Genomic DNA, 12,533 nt, shown 5'->3' on the forward strand with positions numbered 1-12,533 from the left:
CATATGAAACTGTCAGAAAAACCTAAAAACTCACCGATAGTCAGTTTAACGCCATTGATTGATGTGGTATTTATCTTATTGATTTTCTTTATGTTAGTTAGCCAATTCATGCAGCTACAACAGCAAAGCATGCCGCTCAGTGTTGCAGGAGAGGCTTCAAATACCGCTAGTGACAGCGTCAGTATTCGTATCATTAATAACCAAAGTGCAATCAGCTATCAGGTAAATAGTGTCAGTATGCGGCAGCAAGAATTAGCGGTTTATTTGCAAAATAATAAGGTTGCTGAGGTGTTATTAATGCCAGAAGCAAATATAAGCTTGCAAACATTTATTAACGTTAAAGAACGTTTATCACGTTTGGGTATTAAAAAAATTAACAGTGAATTTATTGGCTATGAAGTTAACTAAAACAGTCACCGCAGCGCCGGTTATTGAACCCATGTTACCGCTAATTAATATTATCTTTTTATTATTGATATTTTTTATGGTCTCTGCACATATTGCCACGCCGATTACTGGGGTTTCAATACCTAACCAGTCAAAAGAAAATCCTTTAGCGCATAAAGATAACTCGCAAGACAAGTGGCTTTTTGTCAGTAAAGACGGTGAGTTAACTTATCAAAAAAATGTCATGGCTCTTTCCGCATTAGCAGATACTTTTCACGATAGGGCAGAGCTGTCAATACTCGCTGATAGCGAGATAACCACAGGGGCGCTAGAAAAAATTGCTAAAGAGCTCAGTAAAGCGGGTGTTAAGAACTTCAAGTTAGTAACGCAACTATCACTTCCTACAAAAGAGGGTGAATGATGAATTGGCGGCCAAAACCTATTGCGACCGGTGTGACAGCCTTAGTTTGTGCGCTTTATTTTAATGTGATCTTTTGCGAAGAAATGGATCGTGGCGGAAGAAAAAATCAGCAGACTTTGCAAGTTGTTGATATGAAGTTGACCTTTTCAAGCCCGCCGCCAAGTGCTAATACTAAAAAAAACCAACAAAATACGCCGCCTAAAACTGTAAGTACCCCCCCTGAGCCTGAAGCGCCTAAACTTATACCTAAACCAATGGTTAAACCTGTAGTTAAGCCGAAAAAACCAGTGAAACGTTTAGCTGCTGTACCCGTAAAAAAACCGGAAGCAAAACCAATCGTAAAAAAGAAGCCTACAGCTAAAAAAAATATAGAGATAGCGCAGGTTAAGCATAATGACGATAAAAAGCCTCATGATAAAGACTTAGCAAAAAGCAATAAACCGACCAGTATTGAAAATAATAGCCAGCCATCGTCAATCCCCGCTATTGTTCAAAATACCAGTAGTGCTGCAAGCTTACAACGTGCTGGTGTGGAATCAGCTATGCAGGATTATATGGCGCAAGTACGCAATTATATTGCCAAGCAAAAGCGCTACCCTAAAGAGGCAAAAATAAGACGGCATCAAGGCAACGTCACTATTAGCTTTGTTATTGATGCTGACGGCCATGTATCTGAATCTAAAATCATCAAAACATGTAAAAGTCGCTACATTAATAAAAGTGTCAAAGTGTTACTTTCAAAACTCAGGTTTAACGTAGCGCCAGCGGCAATAAGGGATCAATTTCCTAAAACGGTGATATTAGATGTCAATTATCAATTTGGCTAGCCGTAGCGCAATAAATATACGCTCAATATAGGTCATATATATCTGCTTATGTCTAATTGACATAATTTAGACCCCTACTGCATTAAATTAACAATAAAAATAACATTAGCAACAACATCTGTCCTCGAGGAAATACGGAAATTATCATGAAAAACTATAGTTTAAAGCCATTAACTGCATGTATTGTTGTATTAACGCTGGTACTTGCCACCGTGATCCTCACAACAGCACCCACACAAGCGTTATCACCACAAACAGAAAAAGTCTTATCAGTGAGTGTTATTGATGTTGAACCTCAAAGTTTCGTGCCTTCTTATCAGGTATTTGGCCGAACAGAGTCAGTGCAAAAATTGTCATTAACTTCGCAAATTGAAGGTGAAGTTATTTATGTTAACCAAGCTTTTATTGCCGGTAGTCAACTTAAAAAAGGTGAGCTGATTTATGAAATTGATGATAGAGACTATTTATTCAAATTAAATCAAAAAAATAGCGAGTTAAAAATAGCGCAAGCAAATTTACAAGTTGAATTGGGTGAGCAAAAGGTTGCCAAGCAAGAGTATCTGCGTATTGAAAGTGAATTTAGTGATAATAGCGTATTGCAAAAGTCACTTATGTTACGAGAGCCACAGTTAGCCACTGCAAAAGCAAACGTCACGATTGCCCAAAATAATGTAAATCTTGCTATGAGAGACTTAAAAAGATGCAAGGTTGTCAGTAATGGCACCTATACCGTATTAGCAAAAACAATTTATCTGGGTAGCTTTGTTAATAAGGGCGATAGTATTGGTGAATTAGTACAACTTTCACCGCTACGTGTTTCACTCCCTGTGCCTAATGATGTTGCGAGTATGCTAACGGTAGGGCAACAGGTTGCCGCTATCGGTCAAAATAAGCAAAAGCGCCAAGCCGCAGTGTCAGAGGTGTCGCCAAACTTATACGCGAATAGCCAATTAAGACAAGTTTACTTAAGCATAGAAAATCACGATGGGGTTTTTATTCTAGATGAATTTATTACGGTCGATTTACAGTTAACACCGCAAAAAAACACCCTAAAAATACCGCTTAGCGCAATTGACAACGGAATGTTTTGGGTTGTAGACCAAGACAAAAAGTTATCAGCAAGAGCCGCAACCGTTATTTGGCAAGATGAGCGTAGTGCAATTGTTAATAACAATATTGCTAAAGGTGACACCGTCGTTACCAGTGCAATAGCAGGGGCACAAGAAGGTATGCTTGCGAATATCGTGACGGGGATTTTATAATGACCAAAAAAAGCATGTTATCAGCACCTTCTATCTGGATGATTGATAACCCTATTGCTTCAAGCTTATTAACTTTTGGCATAATTATTCTTGGCTTACTGTCTTTTAATAGCATCAATCAAGAAAGTAGTCCTTCTTTTCAGATTAATGAGATTTTAATCAAAGCAAGTTATCCCGGTGCTACGCCTAAAGATATCGAGCAAGGTATCGTATTAAGTATTGAGCATCAATTAAGAGACAATCCGAATATTGACCGAATAAGTGCCGATGCCTATGAAGGCTCGGCTCGTATCACTTTGGAGTTAATTGAAGGTGTTAATCCTGATACCATCTTGTCACAAGTTAAAAACAGTATTGATGGTATTAACAGCTTTCCCGCTGAAATGGAAAATCCAACCATTACTTTTGTTGAAGAGCTCGACAGTATTGTAGAAATTGGACTCCATGGTGACCTCTCAGAATTAGTGCTCTACCGTGAAGCCTCGCAGTTAAAGCAAAGCATGTTAGATGAACTCGATTTAGCCAAAATCAGCATTCAAGGTGCGCGCTCTCCTGAAATCGTTATCGAACTTAATCAGGAGAAGTTACGCCAATATCAACTGACATTATCGCAAGTATTATCGAAAGTTAAAGCTTCGGTGACCGATATACCCGCAGGCAGCATTAATACGCAAGGTGGTGAAATTTTAATTCGTACGCTAGGTCGAAAAGAACTAAGCGAACAATTTACAGATATAGATATCATTAATGACGGCAATGGCAATCGTGTGACCTTAGCTGAAATTGCTACCATTAGTGACAGTTTTCAGGGGCAAATACGACCATTTCAAGTCAACAGTGAGCCAGGATTAGAGCTTAAGGTTTATCAAAATAAAAGCAGTAAGCCGATGGATATCAGTAAAGATATTCAAGCATTTATCGCGGACTACCAAGCAGAAATTCCCGCAGGTTTAACCTTAACTATATTGCAAGATGAGTCAGAGCCTTTTGGTCAGCGCATTAATTTACTGACCAGTAATGGTCTTATTGGCATCTTGTTGGTGATCTTAGTGTTATCACTATTTCTCGATTTAAGGTTAGCTTTTTGGGTCAGCATGGGTATACCTATTTCGATTGTTGGCACCCTAGGGCTGATGCCAATACTTGATATTCCCATTAACATGGTGACACTATTTGCTTTTGTCATCACTATAGGAATATTGGTTGATGACGCGGTAATAGTGGCTGAAAACATTTACCTGAAAGTTCAGCAAGGCATTGCCATGAATATTGCGCTAAAAGATGGCGTAAAAGAAATGACCTTACCTGTCGTTTTTTCAGTGGCCACCAATATTATTGCCTTTATTCCACTACTTTATGTGCCGGGTGAACTTGGTGTTATGTATAAACCCATGACCTTGCTTATTTTTGCCATTTTTATCGTCTCACTTATTGAAGCACTATTAATACTACCTTTGCATTTAAGACATATTGATAAGCCGATGCGTTTTGGTGCGATAACGAAAATTCAAGCTTATTGCTTTAAACGCTTTGACCACTTTAAAAGTGCGTTTTATGCCCGGTGGTTACGCACCAGTTGCCAGAACCCTATTACCGTCATCATCATCTTTTTATCACTGTCTACTTTAGTTTTTTCATGGGTGTATAGTGGCCGAGTTGATTCAAGCTTTGTCCCTAAAATTGAATCAACACGTATTGATGCTGAAGTGGAGTTCCCCACCGGTGCGCCGTTAAAAGATAAAATCAGTATTATTAATTATATTGAACGCGCTGGTATTGAAGCCATTGCCAGTCTAAACGGAGAAAACGATTATAAGTTTCGCATGCAAGATATTGGTTCAAGCAGTGGCTCGTCAACCTTTATGATTGTGCCTGATGACCAACGTGCTTTTACCGCCAAAGAATTTGTTAACGCATGGCGCACTCATATAGGTGAAGTGCCGGGCGTAAAATCAATTTTCTTTGACTACCAAGTAGGCCCAGGTGGCGGCAAAGAGCTAGTGATTGAACTAGGACATGAAAATTCAGAAATATTAACCTTAGCCGCTAATGAATTAATGGATGGCCTAAATAGATTATCAGGCGTTACTGATATTGATAGCGCATTAATGGACGGTAAGCTGCAATATAATCTTACGCCAACACCTTTAGGTAAAAGTCTTGGTTTTACCTCTGACAATTTAGGCGAGCAAATTCGCTTACGCTTTTTTGGTGGCGAAGCCATTCGACAAATAGTGGCCGGAGATGAGGTTAAAGTAAGAGTGATGATGCAAAGAAGCGAGCAATACTATGCTAATCAGCTCAGCCAACTCATCATCACCGCGCCTAATGGCGACAGTGTTGAGTTAGCACAAGTTGCCGACATTTCCACCACTAAGGCCGCCACGAGCATTAACCGTGTTGACGGTATCCAGTTAGTGGAAGTTACTGCCAGCATATTGCGCCAAGTGGCGAGTGCATCACTGATACTGACGACGGTTGAAGAAAACTTATTAAGCAATTTAAGTGCAAAATACCCTGAGCTTGACGTAGAGCTAGGTGGCGCTGCACGTATTGAGTCAAAAGTTAATTCAGAAATAATTAAGGGGATAGGCCTAGCATTCGCGCTTATTTTTGCCATGTTAGCGATAATATTTAGAAACTATATTGATGCTATTCTCGTACTGCTTATTATCCCGTTTTGTTTAGCGGCGGCTATGTTAGGGCATATTGTTATGGGGTATTCGTTTAGTGTAATGAGCTTATTTGGCATGATTGCGCTATCTGGTTTAGTCATCAATGGCTCGTTCGTTATGCTACTTAAAATCAAAGCCTTGCGCAAAGAGGGCATGGATTATAAAAATGCAGTCATAGAAGGCGCTTTAAATCGTTTTCGCCCGGTCGTATTAACCGCAGTAACTACCGCTGCGGGTTTGTTTCCCATGTTGTTTGAAACATCGACTCAGGCCTTGTATTTAGTGCCTATGGTGATAAGTTTAAGCTTTGGTTCGGTATTCTCGATGGCAACCATCTTAATACTTAGCCCTGCGATGTTTACTTTGTCTGAGCAAGCGAAAAAGTAGTAAGCTGCTATTTCGCTTGCCATCGGCTCTATATCCATTTTTTTAATTTATGAAATTAATATAAAACAGCGCTAGCTCCTAATACCTCAAGCTTTATTGTTATTACGGAGTTGAACTCGAGTCAGTACATTTTATTGAGTAATTTTCTGCCTTAAGAGCTAAAAGAAGTCCAGACCATTAGAGCCAAATTATTTACATACTGTAATGAATTTAGTTTCGTTGGAGCTCAATGGTCAGTTAGCGTTATTTAACAATTTGATTATAAGGAGCTGTCTATCGTAAGCTGGACTTTACCTTCTTGACAAAATAACTCAAAATAGTGCCGTAAAATTCCTAAAAATAATAATGTAAGCGATTTATTTTCTTACTATACAAAGCGTAAATATTCACATGTAAAATAAGGTGCAGTTATGTCTAATGAATTGAGTTTAAAAGAAATTAATAGCATTCTTTTTGTTTGTATGGGCAATATCTGTCGCTCTCCAAGCGCGGAGGCGGTATTTCGTCAAAAATCCAAGGCATTGTCGCTAACATTAGATTCAGCAGGCACAGTAGGCTCACACGTACGTGAGAAACCTGACCATCGAGCGCAAAAGGCTGGTATTGCTCGAGGGTATTCGTTTGATAATATGAAAGCACGGAAAGTGACAGTTAAAGACTTTGAAAAATTCGATCTGATTTTAGCGATGGATGAACGAAACGTTAAAGATTTAATGAAAGTTGCTCCAAAGGGCTATAGTGATAAAGTCCGGTTATTTTTGGATTATGCTGAAAACTTTGAAGATTCAGAGGTTCCTGACCCTTATTATGGTGGTGCGCGTGGTTTCCAGTACGTTTTAGATTTAGTTGAAGATGCAAGTGAAGGCTTAATAAAACGTTTAACAAGTTAACTGCGTATGCAACTCGTAAAATAACAGTACTAATTGTTTAAGCCGATCATCCTTTTACACTAATCGTTATCCTCCACAGATTAAAAAACACAACATAATAAAAAAGCCAATTGTATGATGCAATTGGCTTTTTAGTGTTTGTCTAACAAGTTATTTGCTTAAACAACTTGTTAGCAGTGCAGGTTAAACTAATCCATATTTGGCTTAGTTGCTCCTGCTGAGTGACGACTAGTTGCATGTGCCATTGACGCTAATTTATTTGACTTGCTGTGAGTAACACGTTGTTCACTTGCAACAAATTCTTTAGGGATAATACCACTGCTAATTATCGTTTCTGGTTTAGCCATTGGCGCTGATGATTTCCCTGGAGCTTTCTTAGACGCAGCTTTCACTTTACGTTTAATGTTTTTCTCTTTAGCACGTACTTTTTTCGGTTGCTCTTCAGACTTTTTAGTTTTTACTTTAGGTGCTTCATTTGAAGCCTCTATTGTAGCTACTTCTGAATTGCTTTCTGTCACTTGAACTGGCTGCTCTGGTGCTTTTTCAGCGACCAGTACTTTAGGCTCTACTTTAGCTTCAGGCTCCACTTTAACTTCAACAACAGTTTCAACAACTTCTGCTTCGACTGCAACACTAGGAGCGGCTTCAACAGGAACTGCTTCACTAGTAACAGTTTCGGCGTTCTTAGTTTCTGATATAACAGGTTTAGCTACTTCAGGTTCATCAAAAGGTAAGTTTTGCTGAACTTCGTTAACTGCTTCTACTACAAGAGCCGCTTCTGCTACAGTAGTAGTTTCTGTTACGACAGCCGCTTCTGCTACAGTAGTAGTTTCTGTTACGACAGCCGCTTCTGCTACTTCCACTTTCTCAATTGCAGGTGCAGGCGTAATGGTTTCCACAGGAGCTTGAGTTTCTACTACTGTATCCTGAGGTTTAACTGTCTTTTTGTCAGGGTAACGAGCTGTTACCGGATCTTCTGTAATTTCCGGATTTGCTTCTACGGCATCTGCGTTTTGACGACGGCGTTGACCGTGTGCTCGCATATGGCGTGGAGAACGGCGGCTTCTTGGGCGTTGTTCATCTTTCGTCTTAGCAGTTTGGTCAACATTATTGTTGTCCGCAACATTAGCTTCAACAGGAGAAGTCTCAACAGCAGTATTTTCAACAATGGTGACTTTCTCTTTTGCTGAACGCTCAACAGCTTTGTTTTCATTTACTGGTGCTTTTTCAGCTGTATTAGCTACAACTTTTTCACCGTTATTTATGCGCACTTTTTTGCGATTATTACGACGTTGACGACGTTCTGCAACCTTTTCTTCTTTAGGTTTTTGAACACGTTCTTTTTGAGGTTTAGTCGATTTATTCTGCTTATTATCTTTTGCCTCATTAGTTACTTCTTGTGATTTACGCTTATCGTTGCGAGAGTCGTTACGATTGTCATTGCGGTTTTCATTACGAGAATCATTACGGTTATTCCTACGCTGTCCTTGACGACTACGTTGAGGACGACGTTCACCACTTTTCGGTTTGTTACGCTCTGGTGCTTTAGGTGCAACAGTTTTCACTTCTTCTTCTGCAGCAAAAAGAGATTTAATCCAAGTAACAATACCTGAAAATAAACTTTTTGTTACTGGAGTTTCAACTTTTGCTTGTGGCTTGGCAGTAGGCTGTTTTGCTGCTTGTTTAGGTGAAGACATACCCTGTAGAAGAGGTTCATCACGTTTACTAGCTTCTTTATCGAACTTAGGCATAACTGCTTCTTCAGGTGCAGATTGCTTAACTGCAACGTCATAGCTAGCTTCTTCAATACTTTCGTCTTTTCTTACTCGAATGACTTCATACTGAGGGGTTACCATATTCGGATTAGGAATAATCAGAATATTTACACTGTGATGCTTCTCGATATGAAAAACTGAGCGACGCTTTTCATTTAATAAGTAGGTAGCAACAGGCACTGGTACTTGAGCTTGTACTTGTTGAGTGTTGTCTTTAATGGCTTCTTCTTCCATTAAACGTAACACTGATAATGCTAATGATTCAACACCGCGAACGTGACCTGTACCACTACAACGAGGACAAACACTTTGACTTGTTTCGCCTATTGAAGGACGTAAACGCTGGCGTGACATTTCAAGTAAACCGAAACGAGAGATACGGCCTAATTGAATACGGGCTCTGTCTTGACGAACAGCATCACGCATTCTATTTTCTACTTCACGTTGGTGACGTACAGGAGTCATATCGATGAAATCGATAACCACTAAACCGCCTAAATCACGTAAACGTAATTGACGTGCAATTTCTTCTGCAGCTTCTAAGTTAGTATTAAATGCCGTTTCTTCAATATCACTACCTTTAGTTGCGCGGGCAGAGTTAATATCAATTGAGGTCATTGCTTCTGTAGGATCAATTACAATTGAACCACCAGAAGGAAGGCGTACTTCACGTTGAAAGGCTGATTCTATTTGCGTTTCAATTTGGTAATGAGTGAATAACGGTACGTCATTATTGTAAAGTTTAACTTTACTTAAGAAGTCAGGACGAACGATTTCAATATGCTTTTTAACACTTTCAAACGTTTTTGGACGGTCAATTAGTACTTCACCAATATCACGACGTAAATAGTCACGAATAGCGCGTAAAATTACGTTAGTTTCTTGATGAATTAGAAAGGGTGCAGGGCGACTAGCTGCAGCTTCTGAAATTGCATTCCAGTGGTGTAGTAGTACGTTTAAATCCCATTCAAGTTCCTCATATTCTTTACCAACACCAGCGGTACGAACAATAAGTCCCATACCTTTAGGTAACGTTAGTTTGCTTAATGAAGCTTTTAAGTCAGTACGCTCATCACCTTCGATACGGCGCGAAATGCCACCAGCGCGAGGGTTGTTTGGCATAAGAACTAAGTAGCTGCCAGCTAGGCTGATAAAGGTTGTTAATGCCGCGCCTTTTTGGCCACGTTCTTCCTTATCAATTTGCACGATAACCTCTTGGCCTTCATGCAATACTTCTTTGATATTTGGACGACCTTGGAAGCTATAACCTTTAGGAAAGTATTCGCGCGCGATTTCTTTCATTGGTAAGAAACCGTGACGATCAGCGCCGTAATCAACGAATGCCGCTTCTAAAGAAGGTTCAATACGAGTGATTTTAGCTTTATAGATATTTGATTTTTTTTGTTCGTGACCAGGGCTTTCGATATCTAAATCGTAAAGCTGTTGACCATCAACAAGTGCTACGCGCAATTCTTCTGATTGGGTAGCATTAATTAACATACGTTTCATAGTTTGTGTGACTCATTTTTAGTCACAACACACCATTGCTTAGAACACAAAGTAATCTATCGCTCTGGTAACAGCATTTTGTCAGCCTCACGGGTGTCAATCTTCCTACGCCATATACGCAGCAAGCTGTTAAAAATTCTGATTGTCTAATATAACTGCGGTGTATACACCACAGTGAAATTGATTCTTCATGTGCTCAGCGAGTGTGCTGTGCGCAACAGAAAATTAAGCTTCTCGTTAATTTTAGTTCGATAGTTTTATCGTGTTTTCTAATAATTTAACGGTAGAAAATTTGACTTAATTTTTCTGTTTAATTACATAATCGCTTTATTGCGCTGGACAATATGTTCATGCGGTGTTTTTGACAAGTTACACGCGTCAATTTCGCAATAGGCCTTACTTTTAATATCTCGACGTTGATCTCTCCATAGAGTGTTATCAAACTGTCTCATATTAACGTGGCCGCATTTTGCCTCTTACGTTTCGCTTAAAGCATCCTTTTTAATCATTACGGCTAAAATATAGCGGTAACCACGCTATTATCACACTTTATTTTCAGATAAGCCAATTAAATCCATGTTTTAATTGCGCGAAATGCAGAAAAAATATGTTAAACTCCGAACAATTAAAGTTCTTTGTATAATACTTATGACCGACACCCCAAAACCCCAAGTTAGATTCATTACTATAGATAGCGAAGATGCTGGACAACGCATCGATAATTTTCTTGTTAAAACGCTTAAAGGTGTGCCGAAAAGCATGATTTATCGTTTATTAAGAAAAGGTGAGATTCGCGTTAACAAAAAACGTAAAAAGCCAGAATATAAGCTTGTCGATGAAGATATTATTCGCGTAGCACCTATTCGTGTTTCTGAAAATACCAATACTGTTTCAACACAATTAAATGTTGTTGCTAATCTAGAAAAGCAAATATTGTTTGAAGATGAGCGACTCATCGTTATCAATAAGCCGTCTGGTATGGCTGTGCATGGTGGTAGCGGTTTAAGTTTTGGATTAATTGAAGCGTTAAGAGCATTACGCCCTGACGCTCGAATGCTGGAACTTGTGCATCGCCTTGATCGCGACACGTCTGGTTGTTTAGTGGTAGCGAAAAAACGCTCTGCATTACGGCATTTACACGAGCAATTAAGAAGTAAAACCGTGCAAAAGTTTTATCATGCCTTAGTAAAGGGGCGTTGGTCGACAAAGCTCACTCGTGTTACTGAAGGCTTACGGAAAAATGATTTAAAATCTGGTGAGCGCGTTGTTGTCGTAGATAACGTTGATGGTAAAGAGTCTGAAACGCGCTTTCGAGTACTGCAACATTATAAGAATGCCACATTAGTCAGAGCTTTCCCGGTAACGGGTCGTACGCATCAAATTCGTGTTCATTGTCAAACTAAAGGCCATTCTATTGCTTGTGATGCAAAATATGGCCATGAAGATTTTGACGTAGAAATGAAAAGTCTTGGCTTGAAACGTTTATTTTTACATGCAGCGAGTATCGAATTCACTCATCCTTTAAGCGACGAACGTATCAAAATAGAAGCACCTTTAGAGCCATCATTAGAAAAATTACTGACCAAGTTAACTAAAGCTGATAATTGATAAGAGCTCTGAATCAACCTATGAATGAAATTAACCTGAAAGACTATAAACTGATTATTTTTGATTGGGACGGCACCTTAATGGATTCCGTTGCTCGCATTGTTTCTTGTATGCAAGCTGCAGCAAAAAAAAGCGAGTTGAGTGTACCTGATGTTGAAGAGATCAAAAATATTATTGGCTTAAGTTTACCTAAGGCTATCAAGATATTGTTTCCAAGTTGTAGCGCACAACAAGCAGAAGCGCTTATCACACAATATAAACACCACTATACAATTGAAGATAAAACGCCAACGCCGTTATTTAATAATGCGGTTGAATTATTAACTGAGTTACGCGGTTGTGACAAGTTATTAGCCGTTGCAACAGGTAAAGGACGAAATGGTTTAGAGCGAGTATGGGAGATAAGTGCAACCAAACATTTTTTCCACACCTCACGTTGCGCTGATGAAGCGCTGTCTAAACCTGAGCCAGAAATGTTACTGAGTATATTATCAGAATTATCAGTGTCAGCCGATAAAGCTATTATGATAGGTGATACTAGTTATGATTTAGAAATGGCGCGTAATGCCGGTGTTGCGAGTATTGGTGTTACTTATGGTGTGCACGATAAAGACGTATTAGCGTTATATCAGCCAAAAGCGATTGTTGATTCTTTAGCTGAGATTCAAAGTTTATTTAGCATTTAATATTATTCCTTGTCTTGTTATGGCTAAAGAATACTATTCTTTATAGCAACTCTTATTTTAAGTGTTTAGCTTTAATCTAGTTTGGTACTTATATATCTACTAATAT

Annotated in this window: 9 protein-coding genes; 8 read left to right on the forward strand and 1 reads right to left on the reverse strand. The window is 39.1% G+C overall.

The genetic code is table 11. From position 1 onward, the window contains the following. Nucleotides 1-3: 3 nt before the first annotated feature. From B7C41_RS02320 to B7C41_RS02345, 6 genes are all read left to right on the forward strand, one after another. Entirely contained in the window at nt 4-408 is a 405-nt protein-coding gene (locus B7C41_RS02320; RefSeq protein WP_085297138.1) for an ExbD/TolR family protein, read from the forward strand. After that, nucleotides 395-808: a biopolymer transporter ExbD gene (locus B7C41_RS02325; RefSeq protein ID WP_085297139.1), complete on the forward strand. Its 414-nt coding sequence runs from the start codon at nt 395-397 to the stop codon at nt 806-808. Before B7C41_RS02320 ends, B7C41_RS02325 begins: the two co-directional genes overlap by 14 nt. Next, on the forward strand, nt 805-1,635 hold the full coding sequence (locus B7C41_RS02330; protein ID WP_085297140.1) for a TonB family protein: 831 nt from the start codon (nt 805-807) through the stop codon (nt 1,633-1,635). Before B7C41_RS02325 ends, B7C41_RS02330 begins: the two co-directional genes overlap by 4 nt. 146 nt (nt 1,636-1,781) lie before the next feature. Further along, complete coding sequence (locus B7C41_RS02335; RefSeq protein ID WP_085297141.1) at nt 1,782-2,897, forward strand: efflux RND transporter periplasmic adaptor subunit; 1,116 nt, start codon at nt 1,782-1,784, stop codon at nt 2,895-2,897. Beyond that, nucleotides 2,897-5,959, forward strand: a complete 3,063-nt coding sequence (locus tag B7C41_RS02340; RefSeq protein WP_085297142.1) for an efflux RND transporter permease subunit — start codon at nt 2,897-2,899, stop codon at nt 5,957-5,959. The genes B7C41_RS02335 and B7C41_RS02340 overlap by 1 nt, the downstream gene beginning before the upstream one ends. A 410-nt stretch (nt 5,960-6,369) precedes the next feature. Then, on the forward strand, nt 6,370-6,849 hold the full coding sequence (locus B7C41_RS02345; RefSeq protein ID WP_235839582.1) for a low molecular weight protein-tyrosine-phosphatase: 480 nt from the start codon (nt 6,370-6,372) through the stop codon (nt 6,847-6,849). Between the two features lie 188 nt (nt 6,850-7,037). On the opposite strand, the gene rne is transcribed toward B7C41_RS02345, so the two are convergent. Next, on the reverse strand, nt 7,038-10,133 hold the full coding sequence (rne, locus tag B7C41_RS02350) for a ribonuclease E (RefSeq protein ID WP_211279478.1): 3,096 nt from the start codon (nt 10,131-10,133) through the stop codon (nt 7,038-7,040). 648 nt (nt 10,134-10,781) lie between these two features. On the opposite strand from rne, the gene rluC reads away from it, so the two are divergent. Beyond that, nucleotides 10,782-11,741 (forward strand): 23S rRNA pseudouridine(955/2504/2580) synthase RluC, encoded by a 960-nt coding sequence (gene rluC / locus B7C41_RS02355; RefSeq protein WP_085297143.1) that lies wholly within the window; start codon nt 10,782-10,784, stop codon nt 11,739-11,741. A gap of 20 nt (nt 11,742-11,761) precedes the next feature. Continuing rightward, complete coding sequence (locus B7C41_RS02360) at nt 11,762-12,427, forward strand: HAD-IA family hydrolase (RefSeq protein ID WP_085297144.1); 666 nt, start codon at nt 11,762-11,764, stop codon at nt 12,425-12,427. Nucleotides 12,428-12,533: the final 106 nt, after the last annotated feature.

The sequence above is a fragment of the Cognaticolwellia mytili genome (assembly GCF_002104475.1).
GTDB classification, from domain to species: domain Bacteria; phylum Pseudomonadota; class Gammaproteobacteria; order Enterobacterales; family Alteromonadaceae; genus Cognaticolwellia; species Cognaticolwellia mytili.

Bases quoted from the DNA above. Each gene is read 5' to 3' on its own strand.
- B7C41_RS02345 (WP_235839582.1), top strand. From the start codon at position 6,370: ATGTCTAATGAATTGAGTTTAAAAGAAATTAATAGCATTCTTTTTGTT.
- B7C41_RS02325 (WP_085297139.1), top strand. From the start codon at position 395: ATGAAGTTAACTAAAACAGTCACCGCAGCGCCGGTTATTGAACCCATG.
- B7C41_RS02335 (WP_085297141.1), top strand. From the start codon at position 1,782: ATGAAAAACTATAGTTTAAAGCCATTAACTGCATGTATTGTTGTATTA.
- rne (WP_211279478.1), bottom strand. From the start codon at position 10,133: ATGAAACGTATGTTAATTAATGCTACCCAATCAGAAGAATTGCGCGTA.
- B7C41_RS02340 (WP_085297142.1), top strand. From the start codon at position 2,897: ATGACCAAAAAAAGCATGTTATCAGCACCTTCTATCTGGATGATTGAT.
- rluC (WP_085297143.1), top strand. From the start codon at position 10,782: ATGACCGACACCCCAAAACCCCAAGTTAGATTCATTACTATAGATAGC.
- B7C41_RS02320 (WP_085297138.1), top strand. From the start codon at position 4: ATGAAACTGTCAGAAAAACCTAAAAACTCACCGATAGTCAGTTTAACG.
- B7C41_RS02360 (WP_085297144.1), top strand. From the start codon at position 11,762: ATGAATGAAATTAACCTGAAAGACTATAAACTGATTATTTTTGATTGG.
- B7C41_RS02330 (WP_085297140.1), top strand. From the start codon at position 805: ATGATGAATTGGCGGCCAAAACCTATTGCGACCGGTGTGACAGCCTTA.